This window comes from Gillisia limnaea DSM 15749, assembly GCF_000243235.1.
Classification (GTDB): domain Bacteria; phylum Bacteroidota; class Bacteroidia; order Flavobacteriales; family Flavobacteriaceae; genus Gillisia; species Gillisia limnaea.
The window spans coordinates 227,265-247,894 of record NZ_JH594606.1 but is presented as its reverse complement, the minus strand read 5'-3'; the positions used below and the strand labels follow the sequence as shown (position 1 = coordinate 247,894).

The 20,630-nt window shown below is 37.9% G+C and carries 14 protein-coding genes; 3 read left to right on the top strand and 11 right to left on the bottom strand.

What is annotated here, in order from left to right:
- Positions 1–173: 173 nt before the first annotated feature.
- Both GILLI_RS02860 and GILLI_RS02855 read right to left on the bottom strand, forming a co-directional pair.
- Positions 174–857, bottom strand: a complete 684-nt coding sequence (locus GILLI_RS02860) for a CPBP family glutamic-type intramembrane protease (RefSeq protein ID WP_006987622.1) — start codon at positions 855–857, stop codon at positions 174–176.
- Between the two features lie 133 nt (positions 858–990).
- Positions 991–2,424, bottom strand: a complete 1,434-nt coding sequence (locus GILLI_RS02855) for an L-serine ammonia-lyase (protein ID WP_006987621.1) — start codon at positions 2,422–2,424, stop codon at positions 991–993.
- 302 nt (positions 2,425–2,726) lie between these two features.
- Between GILLI_RS02855 and dnaK the strand changes: the two genes are divergently transcribed.
- Positions 2,727–4,652, top strand: coding sequence for a molecular chaperone DnaK (dnaK, locus tag GILLI_RS02850; RefSeq protein WP_006987620.1), 1,926 nt, complete (start codon positions 2,727–2,729; stop codon positions 4,650–4,652).
- A 351-nt stretch (positions 4,653–5,003) separates the two neighbouring features.
- Here the strand turns inward: dnaK and GILLI_RS02845 are convergent, their stop codons facing one another.
- The 5 genes from GILLI_RS02845 to GILLI_RS02825 all read right to left on the bottom strand — a co-directional run bounded on the left by GILLI_RS02845 (position 5,004) and on the right by GILLI_RS02825 (position 10,625).
- Entirely contained in the window at positions 5,004–6,281 is a 1,278-nt protein-coding gene (locus tag GILLI_RS02845; RefSeq protein WP_006987619.1) for an NRAMP family divalent metal transporter, read from the bottom strand.
- A gap of 31 nt (positions 6,282–6,312) precedes the next feature.
- Entirely contained in the window at positions 6,313–6,942 is a 630-nt protein-coding gene (locus GILLI_RS02840) for an alpha/beta hydrolase (protein ID WP_006987618.1), read from the bottom strand.
- Between the two features lie 105 nt (positions 6,943–7,047).
- Positions 7,048–8,010, bottom strand: a complete 963-nt coding sequence (locus GILLI_RS02835) for a D-2-hydroxyacid dehydrogenase (RefSeq protein ID WP_006987617.1) — start codon at positions 8,008–8,010, stop codon at positions 7,048–7,050.
- Between the two features lie 89 nt (positions 8,011–8,099).
- Positions 8,100–9,164, bottom strand: a complete 1,065-nt coding sequence (gene serC / locus GILLI_RS02830; protein WP_006987616.1) for a 3-phosphoserine/phosphohydroxythreonine transaminase — start codon at positions 9,162–9,164, stop codon at positions 8,100–8,102.
- Between the two features lie 405 nt (positions 9,165–9,569).
- Positions 9,570–10,625: an acyl-CoA reductase gene (locus GILLI_RS02825; RefSeq protein ID WP_006987615.1), complete on the bottom strand. Its 1,056-nt coding sequence runs from the start codon at positions 10,623–10,625 to the stop codon at positions 9,570–9,572.
- 155 nt (positions 10,626–10,780) lie between these two features.
- Between GILLI_RS02825 and GILLI_RS02820 the strand changes: the two genes are divergently transcribed.
- On the top strand, positions 10,781–11,134 hold the full coding sequence (locus GILLI_RS02820; RefSeq protein ID WP_006987614.1) for a 4Fe-4S dicluster domain-containing protein: 354 nt from the start codon (positions 10,781–10,783) through the stop codon (positions 11,132–11,134).
- 72 nt (positions 11,135–11,206) lie between these two features.
- On the opposite strand, the gene GILLI_RS02815 is transcribed toward GILLI_RS02820, so the two are convergent.
- Complete coding sequence (locus GILLI_RS02815) at positions 11,207–12,085, bottom strand: AraC family transcriptional regulator (RefSeq protein ID WP_006987613.1); 879 nt, start codon at positions 12,083–12,085, stop codon at positions 11,207–11,209.
- A 220-nt stretch (positions 12,086–12,305) separates the two neighbouring features.
- Between GILLI_RS02815 and GILLI_RS02810 the strand changes: the two genes are divergently transcribed.
- Entirely contained in the window at positions 12,306–12,887 is a 582-nt protein-coding gene (locus GILLI_RS02810) for a T9SS type A sorting domain-containing protein (RefSeq protein WP_006987612.1), read from the top strand.
- Positions 12,888–12,960: 73 nt separating this feature from the next.
- Here the strand turns inward: GILLI_RS02810 and glgB are convergent, their stop codons facing one another.
- The 3 genes from glgB to GILLI_RS02795 are packed head-to-tail and all read right to left on the bottom strand — an operon-like array spanning position 12,961 to position 20,582.
- Entirely contained in the window at positions 12,961–15,282 is a 2,322-nt protein-coding gene (glgB, locus tag GILLI_RS02805; protein WP_006987611.1) for a 1,4-alpha-glucan branching protein GlgB, read from the bottom strand.
- Positions 15,275–18,589, bottom strand: coding sequence for a maltose alpha-D-glucosyltransferase (treS, locus tag GILLI_RS02800; protein ID WP_006987610.1), 3,315 nt, complete (start codon positions 18,587–18,589; stop codon positions 15,275–15,277). Before treS ends, glgB begins: the two co-directional genes overlap by 8 nt.
- A 7-nt stretch (positions 18,590–18,596) precedes the next feature.
- Positions 18,597–20,582 (bottom strand): alpha-1,4-glucan--maltose-1-phosphate maltosyltransferase, encoded by a 1,986-nt coding sequence (locus tag GILLI_RS02795; RefSeq protein ID WP_006987609.1) that lies wholly within the window; start codon positions 20,580–20,582, stop codon positions 18,597–18,599.
- Positions 20,583–20,630 lie beyond the last annotated feature (48 nt).

Genomic DNA, 20,630 nt, shown 5'->3' with positions numbered 1-20,630 from the left:
AAGATTGCGACAGCAGCATTCAGTTTCGTATTAAAAACTGATTTTTTCATAAGGCTTGATCTGTTGTTTTTGAAGTATATATAGTAGAATAATTTTCCAAATCTTCTTGAATTCTTAGAATGCTCAATTTCAATAAAAGCAGAAACAGAATATTATAGAAAGTACTGTGTTTCTTAAAGAAGCCTGGGGAGCAGGAATAGAACCACGGTTCCGTTATTCATGGCGTGCATCAGGATTGGCCAAAAAAGGCCATTGTTCTCGATCTTTATCTTTCCGAAGAAGAAGCCGGCGATAATTCGTGGTATGACCAGGAGGAATAATACAAAGTCCAGTTGAAAACCTTCCACATAATTGAAAACATGGACCATTCCGAAGATAACAGCGGTTGTGAGCCAAACTGCAATATAATACCGACCCAGAAATTCACATAATCGTTGCTGCCAGTGTAATGGGATAAATTCTTTCAGAAATAAAAAAGAGAGGATGGCTAAAAGGATCAAAAAAACATATTTGACAGCCCAGAAAACATCCAGGGGAATAAATGCGGTTACCAGCACAAGAATCCAAATAGTAAGAAAAAACAGCAATTCGTTTTGAGAAGGTTGAATTAAGGTGCGAAACATTCCTTCTTCTATTATAGGTGCAAGAATTACAGCGAGAAATATGAATTTCCAGGGACTCTTCTCTAGAAGTTCATTTAAGTTTGATTGCTGATATTGCTCGAGATCAAATTCAGGAAAAACTGCATGGATAATTCCCAGTAATAAGAAAAAAACAAAATAGGACGCAATCATCCACCCGAAATTTCGAAAGAGGTTTTTTATTTTCTCCCAATCTGGATTTACTGAAATTGTCAATTATTTAAATTTAGATTGAATTTATACATATAGAATTCAGCAAACAATTTGTTCCCAGAAAAATCAAGGAAGAAGTTTCCCTGTGTCACCAATCAGGAATTCATTTTTTACCAGAATTTAAATAGAAATAGTTTTAACAGTCGCTTAAACTAACCTTTACAGCCAATCCACCTTCAGAAGTTTCCTTGTATTTTGAATTCATATCCTTTGCAGTATCCCACATAGTAGCAATCACTTTGTCCAATGGCACTTTGGCCTTGGAAGCGTCACTTTCCATAGCGATCTCTGCGGCGTTGATCGCCTTGATCGCTCCCATCGCATTTCGTTCTATACATGGAATTTGTACCAAACCTGCAATAGGGTCACAGGTTAATCCCAGGTGATGTTCCATTGCGATTTCACTAGCCATAAGCACCTGCTCCGGTGTTCCGCCCATAGCTTCGGTAAGTGCTCCTGCGGCCATAGCAGAAGAAACCCCAATTTCCGCCTGGCATCCGCCCATAGCAGCAGATATTGTGGCACCTTTTTTAAACAAACTGCCAATTTCTCCGGCTACCAGCATAAATCTTTTAATATCCTGGAAAGTAGCTTCGTGGTTTTCTATTACCAGGTAATACATTAAAACAGCCGGAACCGTTCCTGCGCTTCCATTGGTAGGTGCAGTTACCACTCTTCCCAACGAAGCATTCACCTCATTCACACTTATTGCAAAACAACTTACCCATTTGAGGATTTGGCGAAATTTAACTTCGGTTTGTCGAATAACTTCCAGCCATTCCTGAGGAGAATTGTACTGAACATCGCCAATAAGGCGTTTGTGCATATCAAAAGAGCGGCGATGAACATTTAATCCTCCTGGCAAAGTGCCTTCGGTATGGCATCCTGTGTACATAGATTCCAGCATAACCTGCCAGATCTGTTTTAATCCAGCATCTATTTCTTCTTCGCTTCTAAGGGATTTTTCATTCTCCAGGACAATGGCTGAGATCGGTTTGTTTTCGGCTTTGCAAAAGGCTAAAAGTTCGGTTGCCTTTTCTATGGGAAAAGGGAATTGCTGAAAGCTTTCCATTTTCTTTTTTGCATTTTTGCGTTCTTCTTTTACCACAAAACCTCCACCTATGGAATAAAATGAGGAAAGGGTTTTTTTACCATTGATTAAACCCGCTCGAAATGTCATTCCATTAGGATGAAAATCCAGGAATTTCCGATTAAATTTTATTTGTTCCTGGGAATTAAAGTGGATGGTCTTTTCATTATTCAGCCGAATGGTTTGCGTATCCCGTATAAGTTGTATTTCCGGATCAATTTGATCGATATCCATAGTTACAGGGTCAAATCCACATAGACCAAGCATGACAGCGATGTCTGTCGCATGGCCTTTTCCGGTAAGGGAAAGGGAACCATATAGATCTACATGAATGCTATCTACCTCATCGAAGATGTCTTTTTGCTTCAATTCCTCTACCCAACGCTGCGCTGCCCGCCAGGGTCCTAAAGTATGAGAACTTGATGGGCCTACGCCCACCTTTAGCATATCAAAAACACTTATACATTCAATTTTCTGCATTGTTCAATAGTTATAAGGTTGCAAAAATAAGGATTTGGTAGGTTATGCGTCTATTTTTTACCTAATTCTTGTTAAGAATTTTCTTTCTGTGCGATCAACCAGGCATTCCGAAATACTAAAATAATTTTAAGATATTTTTATAAAAAATGAAGTCGAAAACAAAGCCGACAATATGCTATAAAAAGAAAAGGAATCCGTTGGGAAATAACATTATGACAACCTGTCAGAACTAATCCGCTGGCATAAAGATTGACTAATACAAAATGTGAAAACGAAATATTAATAAAATTAAGTATATAGTTATGAGCAAAATAATTGGAATTGACTTAGGTACTACCAACTCGTGCGTCGCTGTAATGGAGGGTAACGAGCCCACGGTAATTCCTAACGCAGAAGGAAAGAGAACAACCCCTTCTGTAATCGCTTTTGTTGAAGGTGGAGAAATTAAAGTAGGAGATCCTGCAAAACGTCAGGCGGTAACCAATCCTACCAAGACTATTTCTTCCATAAAACGTTTTATGGGGAATAAATATTCTGAATCTAGCAAAGAAGCAGGAAGAGTTCCATATAAAGTTTTGAAAGGGGATAATGATACTGCCCGTGTAGATATTGACGGAAGAAAATATACTCCGCAGGAATTATCGGCGATGATCCTTCAGAAAATGAAAAAAACTGCCGAAGATTATTTAGGACATGAAGTTACAGAAGCAGTTATTACGGTACCTGCTTATTTTAACGATTCTCAACGTCAGGCTACTAAAGAAGCCGGTGAGATTGCAGGTCTTAAAGTTAGAAGGATAATTAACGAACCAACTGCAGCAGCACTTGCTTATGGCTTGGATAAAAAATCCATCGACCAGAAGATCGCGGTTTATGATCTTGGTGGTGGTACCTTTGATATTTCTATCCTTGAATTAGGGGACGGAGTTTTTGAAGTATTATCTACAAATGGAGATACCCACTTAGGTGGTGATGATTTTGATGAAGTGATTATCGACTGGCTTGCTAATGATTTTCAGAAGGCAGAAGATATCGATCTTAGAAAAGACCCAATGGCCTTGCAACGTTTGAAAGAAGCTGCAGAAAAAGCCAAAATTGAGTTGTCTTCTTCTTCTCAAACAGAAATAAATTTACCCTATGTTACCGCAACTGCAAGTGGACCAAAACACCTTGTGCAAACTTTAACCAGGTCTAAATTTGAACAATTAGCCGATGAGTTGGTGAAACGTTCTATGGCTCCTGTGAAAAAAGCGTTGGATGATGCAGGTCTTACAAAAAGTGATATCGACGAAGTTATTTTGGTAGGTGGATCTACAAGAATTCCTAAAATACAGGAAGAAGTAGAAGCATTTTTTGGAAAAAAACCTTCAAAAGGTGTAAACCCGGATGAGGTTGTTGCAATTGGAGCAGCTATTCAGGGTGGGGTACTTACAGGAGATGTAAAAGATGTGTTGTTGCTGGATGTAACTCCTCTTTCTCTAGGTATCGAAACTATGGGTGGAGTATTGACCAAATTAATCGAGTCCAACACAACCATACCAACAAAGAAATCTCAGGTATTCTCTACCGCATCTGATAATCAGCCATCGGTTGAAATTCACGTATTGCAGGGAGAACGCCCAATGGCCACAGATAATAAGACCATAGGTAGATTCCACTTGGATGGAATTCCACCAGCTCAAAGAGGAACTCCTCAAATTGAAGTAACCTTTGACATTGATGCCAACGGAATTATTAAAGTAAGCGCTACAGATAAAGCTACCAACAAGACTCAGGACATTAGAATTGAAGCTTCTTCAGGACTGACAGAAGATGAGATCAAGAAAATGAAGGCTGATGCTGAAGCAAATGCTGAAAGCGATAAGAAATCTAAGGAAAAAGTTGATAAGCTAAACGAAGCTGATGCAATGATCTTCCAAACTGAAAAGCAACTGAAAGAATTTGGTGATAAATTATCTGATGATAAGAAAAAGCCAGTAGAAGATGCTTTGGAAGAGTTGAAGAAAGCATACGAAACCAAGGAAATTGAAACTATTTCTCCAGCACTGGATAAGATCAACGAAGCCTGGAAAGTAGCTTCTGAAGAGATGTACAAAGCACAAGCCGAACAAGGAGGACAAGCCGGAGGACCGGAAGGTGCACCGGGATCTGAAAACGGACAGACAGGCGGAGACAGCTCTAAACAAGCCGATGACGTTGAAGATGTAGATTTCGAGGAAGTGAAGTAAGCAGCGAACAGGTTTTGCACAGCAAAACCTCGTGAGTCGCTTATCCTGAGCGAAAGCGAAGGATCTCTTTAAACTCAAATCATACTAAAACGCAACCATTAATTTGGTTGCGTTTTTTATTTGATTGCTGTAAGCAGCGAACAGATTTTGCACAGCAAAACCTCGTGAGTCGCTTATCCTGAGCCGCAGGCGAAGGATCTAAGCCCCCTCCTAAATCCTCCCCCAATAGGGGAGGACTTTAAAAGCAGAAGCGCAATCATTTATTTGGTTGCGCTTTTTTGTTTGATAAAATGAAGGGAAAATCCAAACCTACCTGTGAAACACATTTCCACTGAAGTTGATACATGGGTTTTACAAAAAGAAATTATAGTATAAATACACAAAATTAAATAGGACCAACAATGCAAAACAGATCAAACTAAAAATCCTATAAGGTTTTCCAGGTCGGTCTTTCTCCGGCATTTGATTTCCGGTAACCAGTTTGTAGTTAAACCAGGCGATGAAAGGAGCTGAAAGAAAGGACAATCCGGCTGCAAAATCTACTAAAATGGTAAAAGACCCGGAGAGAAAAAACAATATTGCGAGGGACAGCAGGGGTATGATGAAGATTGAAATTTTGTAGCGTTTCCATTTCTCTTTCAAATCCTGTGGCTGGTGTTTATCCGGATTTTTCAGTTCTGAGATCACCCGCGGATACGCATCTGTTACTGTCAAAACAGTACTGAACATGGTTACAAAGGCTGCAACAGAAATAAGTGGCTTACTCCAGTTGCCAAGGGTTTGGCCATAAAGATCTATGAGTTGTGATGAGAACTCTACGCTATTCAAGGAAAAGGAAGTTCCGCTGCCAAACATGACCAACACACCCAACAAAAAGAACAGCAATCCTATAAAAGCAGCAGAAAGATATCCCATATTAAAGTCAGTAAAAGCGCCTTTAATGGAGAGCTTCTGTTTTGTTTGGAGCGACCTTTCTTTTGTCCAGAGAGAATGCCATACCGAAGCATCCAGAGGAATAGGCATCCAGCCCATAAATGCTATCATAAACCCTATGCTGGCGGTGGTCCAGAGGGAGGGAGCTTCAGTGTTTACTGCCTTACCCGCGGTATCGGCTCCAAGAGCCATAAGAACTGCAGCAAGAGTTGCGAGGGTTAAAAAGGTAACGATGATCTTCATGCTCTTATCCAGCCCAGGGTATTTCCCGATGATAAGAACCGCAATACAGGCGCCGAGTATAATAAGGCTCCATATAAAAGGAGAGAGGCCCACATTAAATAATCGTTCTGCTAAACCAGCAGTAACAATTGTCACCGCCGCCTGAATAATAAACATGCTTCCAAAGGTGATGACCACATAGGTCCAGTAGGGAAATTTGCCAAGGCTTTTATATCCGGCAATGAGATGTCTTCCGGTTCCTGCGGCAAAACGGGGCCCAAATTCCAGGAAGGGGTATTTTGTGACGCAGGCTAAAATCAACACCCAAATTAGAATAAAACCATAATCGGCGCCGGCCCGGGTGGCTTGCACCAGGTGGGAAACCCCTATGGCAGCTCCCGCCAATAAGAACCCCGGTCCTATGCTTTTTAAAAGAGAATCAGATTTTTTTGAGAGGGAATCTTGTGGATCCATTTATGAAATATAACATATATTGCCAGGCAATTTAAGCAAATTTAGGGATCAATTCTACATTAACTTCATGTCCTCCTTCAAAAGAAATTATTTCAAGCTTTTCTCCAAAAAGACCTTTAGCCTTTGCATGTTCTTTTTTTAAACGCTCCTCATTCAAATATTCATCTTTTGTGCCGTAGATCATAGTGACTTTGGTATTGGTAAGAAATTCAAAATCTTCTGTCTCTAATTCCACCGGAAGTCCGCCAGAGCACAAGATAAGTTGTGAGCATTCAATTTTATTCCTTGCCACCCAACGCGTAGCAACAGAAACTCCCTGGGAATATCCCATAAGGATCAAGTTAGGTGCATTTTGAAGTGCTTCAGCGGTATAAACAGCTTCCAAATATCCTAATAAATTTTCAATATCAGCTTCAGTGTTTTCTTTGGTAAGCCAGGATGCTCCTACGTGGCGGTATTCGTCATTCAAATAATATTTCGATTGTGCCTGTGGTGCAATGATATAATTTTCCTCCGGATCCAGTTCTTTGAAATATTTCAAAAAGTAGCGGCTCAAATATCCAATTCCGTGGAAAACCACCCAAACATTTTTTGTTTTGGAAGTAAATTTATTTAAAGTACTATAAGAATTACTGATTTGGTAAGAAAGCTTTTTTTCCATAGGCTTAAGAAGTTATATGCAATTTTCAAGTTGATTTTAATCCCTCATTGAGGGTTTAATTCCCCCGAGGTCTGCCCCGAGGTTCTTGATTAATAGAATTAGTATTCAGACCTTTTCTTCTTTGAGGATTGAAATAATCTGCTCGGCAAGTTCGGTACCTATTCTGTCCTGTGCTTCAATGGTTGCAGCTCCAATATGCGGACTCAGGGATATCCTGTGGTCCATCAATACTGTTATTGCCGGGCTAGGCTCATTTTCAAAAACATCAAGTCCTGCAAAGGCTACTTTTCCATTTTCCAGAGCCTCTATCAATGCTACTTCATCGACGATTCCTCCACGTGAAGTATTGATTATTCCAACCCCATTCTTCATCTTTTCAAATTCTTTTTTTCCTAACACTGCTTTTTTCTGTTCCGGTACATGAATAGTAATAAAATCGGAATGTTGGATAAGATCTGCAACAGGTTCGGTTTTTATAGGCACTTTTACAACCTGATCATTGTAAAAATGGAGCGTTATATCTGTTTCTCCTACCTTATCATCACTGGCAATTACTTTCATTCCCACTCCAAGAGCGATTCTGGCAACTGCCTTTCCAATTCTACCCAGTCCAATTATACCTAAAGTTTTCCCGCGAAGTTCTGTCCCGCCGGAATAGTTCTTCTTTAAATTCTTGAACTGAGTATCTCCGCTAAGCGGCATGTTTCGGTTGGAATCATATAAATAGCGAACCCCGCCAAAAAGATGAGCAAAAACAAGCTCGGCTACAGAGGAAGAACTTGCAGCCGGGGTATTGATCACATTAATTCCTTTTTTTCTAGCATACGCTACATCTATATTATCCATTCCAACTCCACCGCGTCCTATAATTTTAAGAGAAGGGCAGGAGTCGATAAGGTCTTTTCTAACCTCGGTTGAACTTCGCACTAAAAGCACGTGTATCTTTTCTTTATTGATGTAATTTGTAAGCTGTTCCTGAGCAACTTTAGTGATAATCACTTCAAATCCTGCTTCCTCAAGTTTTTTAACTCCGCTTTGAGATATTCCGTCGTTTGCTAGTATTTTCATTTTATATTTTTCTTTTTCCTTAAAACAATTTTTGAATATAAGGTTATATGCGAATAGGCTGGATGTGCTAATTTAAAAGTTTATAAAACTTATGCCTTTCTCTCCAAATCGCTCATTACATCTACCAAAATCTGTACACTTTCAAGCGGAAGTGCATTATACATAGAAGCCCTGTATCCGCCAACACTTCGATGGCCGGTAAGTCCGTTAATTCCTGCATCTTTCCATGATTTATCGAATCGTTCTTTTAAAGAATCCTTTACGAGGTTAAAAGTGGCGTTCATTTTCGAACGGTCTTCTTCCGCTGCAAATCCTTTAAAAAGCGGATTGATGTCTATTTCAGAATAAATCAATTGTGCCTTCTTTTTGTTTTTTTCTTCAATTCCTGAAATTCCGCCCTGCGCTTTTAACCACCTTAGGTTCAAAAGGGAAATATACACCGCATAAACAGCAGGAGTGTTGTACATGCTATCCTTGTCTATGTGTGATTTATAATTGAGCATAGCAGGAATTTTTCTGCTTACTTTTCCCAGGATATCTTCTTTAATAATTACCAGGGTTGTTCCAGCAGGGCCCATATTTTTTTGAGCACCTGCATAGATCAGGTCAAATTTAGAAAAATCCATTTCTCGCGAGAAAATATCACTGCTCATATCACATACCATTGGGACCGAAGTTTTTGGAAACCTCTTCATTTGGGTTCCAAAAATGGTATTATTACTGGTACAGTGAAAATAATCTGCGTCTTCAGGAACGGTATATTTTTTAGGTATATAATTGAAGTTTCTGTTTTCTGAAGAGGCCACTACGTCTACTTCTCCAAATAGCTTTGCTTCTTTAATCGCTTTATCTGCCCAGGTACCTGTATTGAGATAGGCCGCTTTTTTTTCCAGCAAATTATAGGCGACCATCAAAAATTCCAGGCTTGCCCCACCCTGAAGGAATAAGGCTTTATAGCCCTTATTCTCCAATCCTAAGAGTTCCAGAGAAAGACTCCTGGCTTCTTCCATCACATCTACAAAATCCTTGCTTCGGTGTGAAATTTCTAAAATTGATAATCCGGAATTATTATAATCGAGTATTGCCTGCGAAGCTTCCTGAAATACCGTTTCGGGTAAAATACAAGGGCCTGCGCTAAAATTGTGTTTTTTCATAGGTGGTTTTTATTATTTCTAAATGGTCTTATGCAATTCACATATCTTCATCGGTGTTTATATGCAATAGACGTAATGCTTATTTCATATATAAGATGTTTAAAACAAAGATGCTAAATCATAGCCTATTTAATGTTATTTATATGCCAATTAGTCCATCGGCAAGGTACAAAAACAGTGGTTTAAATAAAAGCTATCGTAATAAGCTGAGGAGAATATTCTCCAAAAAAAACTTGTAAAACAGGTTTTGTCATGAAATTTTTCTTAAAATCAATACCTCTGAAAAGCAAGAGAAGTATGTAATAGAAAGAAACATTTAAAATTTTGATGAAATTTTGGCTATGGAAATGAATAAGCACCCCTTGAAAGGAATAGCCATTTTCGTGTAATTACCTGAAATAGGGATTAAAGGTTCTGTAAAAATGTGAGTGTATCTACGTTATCTGCATACTCCCAAAGTTTCGGGTGTTGGGTTGCCCCATAGGAAACTTCACTTTCCATCAAATCTTGTGAAACCACACATTGCAGGTTTTCTCTTTCAGCCTGAAGGGTTTCTAGTAAAGCATCCTTATTTGTATAACGTTCATAAAATAAGGTTGCAATTGGGGAACCAAAACCAGGATCTTCTTTCAGAATTAAAAATCCGTTGTCCAATAGCTTAAATTCACTCATTAAATAGACCGCTTTGTTATAATCGTAGTTATTGGCATATTTGGCGTGATCCATTAAATGTGCCCAGGGGAGCACCGCGTTAAAAAATGAATCGAAATTATAATCCTGGGGAACATATAATTTAGAAACATTGCGACAGCCCAATCCAAAATATCTAAAAATATCTTCTGCGAGTAACTTTAGTTCCTCCTGGGTTTCATTTCCCGTGAGGATTGCGACAGAATTTCTGTTTTTTCGAATAATAGACGGTTTATTTCTGAAATAATACTCGAAGTATCTCGCTGTATTGTTGCTACCTGTGGCGATTATAGCGTCAAAATTATTCATTCTGCCATCTGTAAACTCAATTTTATCACTAAATTCAGGATTGATGCTTACTAAATAATTTGCAAGTATAGGCAGAAGTTTTTTATCATTCGAAGATAGTTTAACCAGTACTTTATGTCCTGATAGTAAAACCGAAATGAAATCATGAAAACCAACCAAAGGCACATTTCCTGCCATCACAAGGCCAACCGTTTTTGATTCTTCCTGAAAATTATAAGATTTTAACCATTTCTCTAAATTTTCTTCGGAAAGTGCTTTGTCCCATTCTTCGAGGGAAAAAAGCACATTCTCCCTTGTAAACCATCCGTTATAATGCACAGCCATATCAATTTGTTCCAACATTTGGTCGAAAAAAGGATCATTACAGGCTAGATCTAATCGTTTTTCTATCCCCGAACTTTTAAACTGACTTAAAAAAGCCCCGACTTGAATTAAATAAGATTTTCGTTGTTGGATTGTCATAGTGCTTATTTGGTTATGAACTGTTTTGGCTTTAAATTTGTGACCACAAAATTAAAAGTTATCAATTAGAATACATCTATAATTTCCTGAAAAAAAACAGAATGCGATTTTGAAGGCATCAGGTACTATAAATTAGATTTAAAAAGAAAAAAGCTATGGCAATTATAATAACAGATGAATGCATAAACTGCGGGGCTTGTGAACCGGAGTGTCCTAATACAGCTATTTATGAAGGTGCAGATGATTGGCGTTATGCCGATGGTACCGATCTTAAAGGTAAAGTGGTTTTAACCAATGGGAAAAATGTTGACGCCGAAGAGGCTCAGGAGCCCGTAAGTGATGAGATTTATTATATAGTTCCCGATAAATGTACAGAATGTAAGGGGTTTCATGATGAACCTCAATGTGCAGCAGTGTGTCCTGTAGATTGCTGCGTTCCGGATGATTCCCATGTAGAATCTGAAGAAGAATTATTGGCGAAACAGAAATTCTTGCATCAAGATTCATAAAAACCTGTGGAATGAAACATAAAAATCCCGCCGAAAGCGGGATTTTTATGTTTTAAAAGGATCACCGGTAATTTATGAAACTACATATTTTAGTTCATTCCTATAATAAGAAGGGCTTTTTCCTGTAAATTTTTTAAACTGCTTATTGAAATGACTAAAATTATTGAATCCGCTTTCAAAGCAAACATCCAGGATACTCATTTGCTTTTCGTGTAATAATTTGGCGGCATGAACAAGCCTGTATTCATTTACAAATTGAACGAAGGTTTTCCCGGTTATTTTTTTAAAGTACCTACAAAAAGAAGGAATGGTCATATTGGACATCCCAGCAATTTCTTCCAAGGAGATAGGACGGGTGAATTCTTCCTTCACGAAATTAAAAATCACATTAATCCTGTTATTATCCTGAAGTTCTGCTTCCAGTATAAAGCCCTGTGCATTGAGGATGGTGTAATCTTCTGCTTCCGCAAGATAATTCAGAATCGTTATTAGCCCCGTTAATTTTTCAAAATTATCTTTAGTATTTAGGTTTTCTATTTCTTTGCCAATTCTCTTTTTCTCTTCGCCATGAAATACAATTCCCATTTTTGAGGTTTCCAGAAGTGCTTTTATATTTTTCATCTCGGGAATGTCAAAAAAGGCAGCACCTAAAAAATCTGGCGCAATTTGAATTACGGTTTCACACTCATGACCACTAAGGCTATCTGTAAAACCACAATGAGGCAAATCAGCCCCTATTAAAATCAAATCTCCTTTCCTGTAATAGGAAATATGACTTCCTATTTGCCTTTTGCCGGAACCTCCGTTTACATATACAAGCTCCAGTTCCGGATGGTAATGCCAAAAAGTATGATTTTTGTTCTGCTGACTTTGGTTATATATCCGGTAAGAGAAGGAACCTCCAAAGGTGGGTACTATTTTTTCAAATTTCGGTTTTGATGGATTTGTCATAATATTCGCTATTTAAATAGGAATAATTTAAATAAGGTTTTAGGTTAATTGATTTACAAAATTACCGTAAAAGTATGTTATTTTACTCTTTATGTTTTTTCTGAAGTTATTATAAGTTAAAATAGAACATTTATATGAATATTTCAATGTGAATTATCTTAGATGTACCGTATATATTTGTTTCATAATTATTAGAGTATTAACCTTTAAACTGAAAATTATGAAAAATGAATTTAAAAATGCTTTATTGGTATTAGCCCTTTGTATCGGGTTTATGATGGAAGCTGCCGAAGATTTGGATGTTAAGGTTTTGGACAATCAAAATTTGATGGTTGCTATTAATAGGAGTGATAAAGGAGATGTTCTTCTATTGAAGGATACTTTTGGAAAAGTTCTCTTTAAGGATAGCATTGGTAAAATGGAACCGTATCAAAGGACATTCAATTTCGAATTGGTCCCAAACGGTATTTACTACCTTAACCTGGATAAAGAGGGCAGTTTGCTTGTTACTACTATTAAGAAAACAGAAAATGGACTGGAAATAGATGAATTATCCGGGTTTGTTTTCAAACCTTGTTTTGAAATTGAGAAAAGACAGGTTAGGTTGTTTTTGAGTAATCCAAAGAAGATGAAAGCTGTGATGAAGGTCTATGACTCCAATGGAGTTTTAGTTGGAAATTTATATAGCAGGGAGCTCGTAATAAAAAAAACATTCAATTTTTCTCATGTTCCATCTGGTATTTATAGAGTGGAAATCAAAATTGATGATCAAAAGTTTTTTAAAGAGTTGGAAATTAGTTAGAAAGCTAACGTATTAACTATAAAAAGAATCCTGCCGATTGGCAGGATTTTTTTTATTCAATTAATTATAATTATTAGGATGGTTCCCTTTTCAAATAGATTACTCCCATAGGAGGAAGGGTTAAAGAAACCGAATAAGCCTTGTCGTGGGTAGGCGTAGCTTCTGAATTTACAAATTCCATATTACTTACATTACTACCACCAAAATCCTTAGAATCACTGTTGAAGATTTCATGCCATTTTCCGGCTTCCGGAATACCAACTCTGTAATTTTCTCTTGGGATGGGGGTAAGATTACATACTACCAAAACGTTGTCCTTCGTATCCAGTCCTTTTCTCAGGAAACTAATAACACTACTATCTGCATCCTTAAAATCGATCCATTCAAAACCTTCCGGCTTAAAACTTTTTTCATAAAGTGCCGGTTCCGTTTTATATAGTTTATTTAAAGCAGAAATTGTTCGCTGAATTCCTTTATGCGAATCTTCATTGGTTAAATGCCATTCCAGACTGGAATCGTGATCCCACTCTGAATTTTGTCCAAACTCACCTCCCATAAATATCAGTTTGGTTCCGGGATGTGCAAACATATAGGAATAAAGTGTTCTTAGGTTTGCGAATTGATTCCATCGGTCTCCGGGCATTTTACTTAACATAGCCTTTTTTCCATAGACTACTTCGTCATGGGAAAGCGGAAGCATGAAATTTTCGGTGAAAGCGTAGTTTGTACTGAAAGTGATCGTATTTTGATGATGTTTTCTATGAATAGGATCTTTCTGAAAATATTCAAGGGTATCGTGCATCCATCCCATCATCCATTTCATTCCAAATCCTAAACCTCCCATATAGGTTGGTTTTGATACCATAGGCCAGGCAGTGGATTCTTCGGCAATAGTTATAGTATCGGGAAACTCATCATATACAACCTCATTGAATTCTTTCAAAAAGCTTATGGCTTCCAGGTTTTCATTTCCGCCAAATTCATTTGGTTGCCATTCCCCGTCTTTCCGGGAATAATCCAGATATAGCATAGAAGCTACCGCATCTACCCTTAGACCATCTGCATGGAATTTATCAAGCCAGAATAATGCATTGCTTATTAGAAAAGCCCGTACCTCATTTCTTCCATAATTGAAGATGTAACTCTTCCAGTCCGGATGAAATCCCTTTTGCGGATCCTCGTGTTCAAAAAGGAAAGTCCCATCATAATAATGTAGTCCGTGAAGATCTGAAGGAAAATGGGAGGGAACCCAATCCAGAATTACTCCAATGCCGGCCTGGTGCAATGCATTTATAAGGTGCATAAAATCCTGCGGTGTTCCAAAACGGCTGGATGGCGCAAAATAGCCGGTAACCTGATATCCCCAGGATCCAAAGAAAGGATGTTCCATAACCGGCATAAATTCTACATGGGTAAAGCCCAATTCATTAAGATACACGGGAAGCTCATGAGCCATTTCCCTATAAGTGAGTGATCTGTTACCATCCTCGGGAACCCTTTTCCAGGAACCAACATGCAATTCGTACGCGGAAACCGGTTTTTCTTTCCCCGAATTCTTTTTCCGGTTTTCCATCCAATCTCCATCGCTCCAGGTATTTTCAAGATCCCATACAACCGAGGCAGTATTGGGCGGTATTTCCCACGTAAATGCAAAGGGATCCCCTTTTTCAGCTTCATAACCGGAATTAGAACGAATAAAATATTTATAAATACTTCCCTTTTTGGCTTCCGGTATAAATACTTCCCAAATTCCAGATTCATCCTGCCTTGGGATCATTTCATTCGCATTTTTGAACCAATTGTTAAAATCACCTACTACAGAAACCTCCCTTGCATTGGGTGCCCATAACGCGAAGTAAACACCTTTGATTCCCTTAGAATCCACGAGATGAGAACCCAGTTTTTTATAAAGATGAAAATGTTTTCCCTCCTTAAAAAGATGAACATCATATTCTGAGATTGGAGAGACTTTTTTCAAAGCTTCCAGGTTTTTTTTATCCCGTTCTTTTAAATTAATATCTTCCACAGAACTCTTCCCTGATTTTTTACCTGTCTCCTTTTTTGTGCTGACAGCTTTTTTGGTTGTGGATGCTTCCTTATCTGCAGTTTTTGAAGTAACTGGAGCTGTTTTCCCTTTGGAAGGAGATTTTTTTTGTGATTCTTTTTTGGATTTAGGAAAACTCTTAGCTTCACCTTCTTTGGGTGTTGTTCCTTTTGAAGGTTCTTTTTTCTTTGCTTTCAAAGGTTTCTTCTCAGCTTCTTTGGTTTCTGATATTTTTTTCTTCCTGCTTCCACCGGATCCTTTTACATCTTCAGAAGCAGTTCCTTTTTTAAGATCTTTATTGGAGATCTTATTTTTCTTAGCTTCGTTTTTATTTTCTTCTTTTTTAGCCATTTCTATACCTCCCTATTATTGATTTTATGCCTCGCAATGGTATTAATAACCAATCGGGTCTATTATTAAGTTCGTAATTAAGTTCATAAACCGCTTTTTCAAGTAGAAAGGTTTCCATTAAAATATCAAAATCCTCCTGCTCATTTGGGATAAAATCACTTTCACCCACGGTGTCTAAATATCCCTGAAGGTACATTCTGGTTACATGATAATACCAGGATTCTGCCCACTTTTCGAGATCTTTTTCTTTTCTCTGCTGGTTAAATTCAGATTCCATTATACTGCTATACGCAGCATAATGGAAGGATCTTACCATTCCCGCAATATCTCGAAGCGGAGAACGTTTCAATCTTCTTTCGCTAAATGCTCTGGCCGGTTCTCCTTCAAAGTCAATAATCACAAAATCTTTTCCTGTCCAAAGTACCTGTCCTAAATGATAATCGCCGTGGGTTCTTATTTTCATAGTAGGTATTTTGTGATCGTATACCCGTTTAAAACATTTAAGAACATCACTCTTCATATCCAGAACTTCTTTAGCCTCATTTCTCAATTCCTCCGGCAAATTTTTAAGATTTTTCTGTAAATTCTGGAAGGAATTTCTGGTTAAAGATTGCAATGAGGAAAATAAAGACCGCTGATAATGAAGAGAAAAAGGTTCAGGTTCAAAATCTTTTTCTTCCGGTTGTGATGACAGCGCCCGATGCATCTCCGCAGTTCGTTGACCAAGTAAATAAATGCGTTCAGGAAAAATAACCCCTATCAAATCTTTATAAGATTGTGGTAATTCCTGATAGGGAAGCGCAAGAGTAAGAGGCCCGTCGGCAAGTTCTATATTTATATTTTTTTTTGTCAAAACACTTTCAAAAAAACGTGCTAAAGAATCTTTGGTATAATCCCATGCATCTCCCTGGTTGGGGATTAGATCCTGCATCATACCTAAAACAATAGTGCTTTTTTCAGAAGGATTGTATTCAATTGCTCCAACAAATTGAGGGGCATTTTTATAATCGGTTTTTTCAGATAAATACCGGGTGATCTCAAGATCAGGATTGACGGTGTTGTCTAATTTCCGATATAATTTCAGAAAATATTTATTGTCAAAAATAAGGGAAGTGTTGCTTTGATCGGCATTGAGTACTTTTGAGTGAATTTCCCCTTTACCCATAGCTGGGTTTGAAGCACTGCGGTAAAAAGTAATACTGCCGGATCCACTTAGTATTTTTCGTCCTTTCCGTATATTCTGGAAAAGCATGTTTCTGAAACTTTCATTATAAACAGAATCAAATAAAACACCTTCTTCATTTTTAAGTTTAAGATGACATATAATCCCTTTTTTGGGAATTTCCTTAATCAATTCTTCTTTTTTATTAGATACAAAGGAAATGGGTAACTGGTAGACTTCAGGCAATCCATCGTTGTAATTTACCTCAATGGTAAGAAGTGTTGCCTTTAGGTCTACTACAGGTATGTTTAAGTGACCTTGAATCGAAATGTTTTGAATAATTCTTGACTTTCCACCAAACCATCGGGAGGAATTTAAGTATGAAGGAAGAATACTATTTTCCAGTTTTGTAAGGACCTTATTTTTAAACAAGTCTTCCCAATCTTCAATTTGCATAGAAGGCAATTGTGAATCACTTTCAACAGAGCCTTTTTGTTTTTCCAATAAAAACCAATAATATCCGTGAGGAGCCATTGTGAATAAATAGGGTTGCTCGGTTATTTTCGGGAATTTATTATGGCTAAAAACCTCTACCGGACTGTAACCCATATAGGATGAAAGTTCCAGTTCTGCAGGTTGTGAAAACCTGGATAGATTTACAAGAATCAATATTTCCTCCTCTTTATAGGTCCTTGTGAAGGCTAAAATTTTAGCATTAGAAGGAGATAGGAATTTAATATCTCCACGGCCAAATGCCTTGTATTTTTTTCGCATTCCTATTACCCGTTTCATCCACCAAAGCAGGGAAGAGGAGTTCATCAACTCCGATTCAACATTTACCGATTCGTATTTGTATTCCGGGTCAATGATCACTGGAAGATAGAGTTTATGAGGATTTGCTGAAGAAAATCCTGCATTTCTGTCCGCGGTCCATTGCATTGGAGTTCGCACGCCGTCCCGGTCACCCAGATAAAAGTTATCACCCATTCCAATTTCATCCCCATAATAAATTACAGGAGTTCCTGGCAAGGAAAACAAAAGCATGTTCATCAATTCAATCTTATTACGGTTATTTTCCAGTAAAGGAGCTAACCGGTGTCTTATACCAACATTTATTTTTGCCTGAGGATCTTTGGTATATACCTTATACATATAATCCCGTTCTTCATCTGTCACCATTTCCAGGGTCAACTCATCATGATTTCTCAGGAATATTGCCCATTGGCAGGATTCCGGAATTTCAGGAGTTTGATCTATAATGTCTATGATAGGGTAGCGGTCTTCCATTTTAACGGCCATGAACATCCTGGGCATTATAGGGAAATGATAATTCATATGGCATTCGTCCCCATCGCCAAAATAGGCGGCAGAATCTTCAGGCCACATATTTGCTTCAGCAAGCAAAAGTTTGTTGTCGAAATGTTTATCTACATGAGCTCTTAGTTTCTTTAGGAATTCATGCGTTGGCGGTAAATTTTCACAATTGGTGTTTTCTCTTTCATAGAGGTAAGGGACTGCATCCAGTCGAAATCCATCAACTCCCATTTTGCACCAGAAATCCATGATCTTAAAAATTTCGGCCTGTACATTTGGATTGTCAAAGTTAAGATCGGGTTGGTGTGAAAAGAAGCGATGCCAGAAATAGGCTTTTGCTTCAGGGTCCCAGGTCCAATTCGATGGTTCGGTATCGGTAAAGATGATTCTTGCATCTTTGAATTTATTTGAATCTTCGCTCCACACATAGTAATCCCGGTAATTAGAATCCTTAGCAGCTTTTCTCGCCCTTTGAAACCAGGGATGTTGATCTGAAGTATGATTTATCACCAACTCCGTAATTATTTTTAATCCGCGTTTATGAGCTTCTTTTATGAGTTTCTTAAAAATCTTAATATCACCGTAAGAAGGATTAATTGTGTAATAATCGGCAATGTCGTATCCATCATCTTTTAAAGGAGAAGGGTAGAAAGGAAGCAGCCAGATTGCCGTTACTCCAAGATCCTCCAAATAATCCAATTTTTCCATTAAACCGGCAAAATCCCCAATTCCATCGCCATTACTGTCAAAAAATGCTTTTATATGCAATTCGTAGATGATGGCATCCTTATACCAATATAATTCCTCTTCTGTATTTGACTGGTTTGACATAACTAATTTATTTTTTCTTTGCTTTATCCTGATTTTCTATTCTAAAAATATGTCCCGGAATTCCCTGCGGATGCAAGGCAACATAATTCCATTCATTTTCCCATACATATTTAGATTCGGTTAACAGGTCTATTATGGTAAAAGGTTTATTTTCCTGTAGGTTGAATTGTTTTAAAGGTACTTTAATCCATCCCGTCTGACTGAATTTTGGATCGAGACTAATAACTACAAGAAGTTTGTTTTGCAAATCCTCGCTAATTTTGGAATAACAAATCAACATATCATTATCGGTTTCACAAAACTCAATATTCCAGGTGCTTTGCAATGCCTCATTTTCCTTTCGAATCCAGTTTAATAAGGTAATAACCTCCTTTATTTTTGTAGATTTCTCCCAATCCCAATGTTTGATTTCATATTTTTCAGAGTGCGTGTACTCTTCTTTTCCCGGATATGCTTCATTTATTCCAAATTCAAACAACGGCCCATACATTCCCCAATTTGAGGAAAGTGTTCCTGCCAGCAAGAGTCGTATAAGGAAGGATGGCTCCTTTTTATTTTCCAAAGAAATAGGCAGGATGTCAGGAGTATTTGGCCAGAAATTAGGTCTGAAATATTCCCGCATATCTGATTTTGTAAGTTCGGTTATATATTCCTGAAACTCTTCTTTGGTATTTCTCCAGGTAAAATAGGTATAGGATTGTGTGAATCCCACTTTTGCCAGTTTTTCCATTACTCTTGGTCTTGTAAAGGCTTCTGCAAGAAATAAAATCCCATCGTGTTTAAGATTGATCTCTTTAATAAGCCACTCCCAAAAAATAAATGATTTGGTATGTGGATTGTCCACCCTAAAGATCCTAACTCCTTTATCTATCCAAAATTCAACGATGCTTTTAAGCTCTTTCCAAAGGTTCTCCCAATCTTCTGTTTCAAAGTTAACCGGAAGCACATCCTGATATTTCTTAGGAGGGTTTTCAGCATATTGAACGGTGCCATCCGGACGCCACTTAAACCATTGTGGATGTTCCTTGACATATGGATGATCCTGAGAACACTGTATTGCAAAATCCAATGCGATCTCCATACCCAGTTCGTTAGCCTTAGCGACCAGACTTTTGAATTCATCCATTGTTCCAAGTTCCGGGTGTATAGATTTATGTCCGCCTTCCTCTGAACCGATAGCCCAGGGGGATCCCGGATCATTTGGCCCTGCTTCGGTTGCATTATTCATTCCTTTTCTAAAACTGCGTCCAATAGGATGTATTGGAGGGAGGTAGATCACATCAAATCCCATTTTCGCGATTTCAGGAAGTATCTTTTCACTGGTCTCAAAGGTTCCATGCGCACCTTCGTTTGGGGAGGTAGAACGTGGAAAAAATTCATACCAGGTACTAAATAAAGCTCTTTTGCGCTCTACCTGAACTTCAAGAATCTTACTGTACCGGCTTGCCTTGGTTTGATCCCGAATTTGAAATATAAGGTTGGTTACTTCCGGACTTAAAGCAAGGGCAACAGAATCAGCTTCGATTTTGTCTCTTCGTAGTTCTTCAATCCAGGATGTAAGTTTCTTTTTTTCCGAAGCATTGGCACGTACAATTGCTTCCTCCATCATTTCAGCACCTATTAGCAACTCCGTATCCAATGGCTGTCCGGCTTCAAATTTCTTTTTTAGCCCATATTGCCAGGTAGCAAAATGCTCTATCCAGGCTTCAATAGTATATTCATAGGTACCTGTTTTATCATTTTTGAATGTGAAAGTCCACCGGTCGTTTACGGCAGATTCAGATACTTGCTCCTGCCATTTTTTTTCTTTTCCTTTTCCCTGTTTTTTCTCCCTGAATAACAAAAGAGCTTTCACTTTATCATGTCCATCTCCAAATATGTCGGCTGTGACTTTTATTTCTTCATTTATTACTCTTTTAATAGGATATTTTCCACATTCAATTTCCGGGTTTACATTTTCTATAATTACTCTTTTATGGCCGTCTAAACTCATGAGTGCAAATTGTTATTTTTTTAAATTTATTTATTATCCTGTTAAATT

What these genes read in the sequence shown, in the direction of transcription:
- GILLI_RS02825 (WP_006987615.1), bottom strand. Translation starts at nt 10,625, where the DNA reads ATGACAATCCAACAACGAAAATCTTATTTAATTCAAGTCGGGGCTTTT.
- GILLI_RS02840 (WP_006987618.1), bottom strand. Translation starts at nt 6,942, where the DNA reads ATGGAAAAAAAGCTTTCTTACCAAATCAGTAATTCTTATAGTACTTTA.
- serC (WP_006987616.1), bottom strand. Translation starts at nt 9,164, where the DNA reads ATGAAAAAACACAATTTTAGCGCAGGCCCTTGTATTTTACCCGAAACG.
- GILLI_RS02815 (WP_006987613.1), bottom strand. Translation starts at nt 12,085, where the DNA reads ATGACAAATCCATCAAAACCGAAATTTGAAAAAATAGTACCCACCTTT.
- GILLI_RS02795 (WP_006987609.1), bottom strand. Translation starts at nt 20,582, where the DNA reads ATGAGTTTAGACGGCCATAAAAGAGTAATTATAGAAAATGTAAACCCG.
- GILLI_RS02820 (WP_006987614.1), top strand. Translation starts at nt 10,781, where the DNA reads ATGGCAATTATAATAACAGATGAATGCATAAACTGCGGGGCTTGTGAA.
- GILLI_RS02835 (WP_006987617.1), bottom strand. Translation starts at nt 8,010, where the DNA reads ATGAAAATACTAGCAAACGACGGAATATCTCAAAGCGGAGTTAAAAAA.
- dnaK (WP_006987620.1), top strand. Translation starts at nt 2,727, where the DNA reads ATGAGCAAAATAATTGGAATTGACTTAGGTACTACCAACTCGTGCGTC.
- GILLI_RS02810 (WP_006987612.1), top strand. Translation starts at nt 12,306, where the DNA reads ATGAAAAATGAATTTAAAAATGCTTTATTGGTATTAGCCCTTTGTATC.
- glgB (WP_006987611.1), bottom strand. Translation starts at nt 15,282, where the DNA reads ATGGCTAAAAAAGAAGAAAATAAAAACGAAGCTAAGAAAAATAAGATC.
- GILLI_RS02855 (WP_006987621.1), bottom strand. Translation starts at nt 2,424, where the DNA reads ATGCAGAAAATTGAATGTATAAGTGTTTTTGATATGCTAAAGGTGGGC.
- treS (WP_006987610.1), bottom strand. Translation starts at nt 18,589, where the DNA reads ATGTCAAACCAGTCAAATACAGAAGAGGAATTATATTGGTATAAGGAT.
- GILLI_RS02845 (WP_006987619.1), bottom strand. Translation starts at nt 6,281, where the DNA reads ATGGATCCACAAGATTCCCTCTCAAAAAAATCTGATTCTCTTTTAAAA.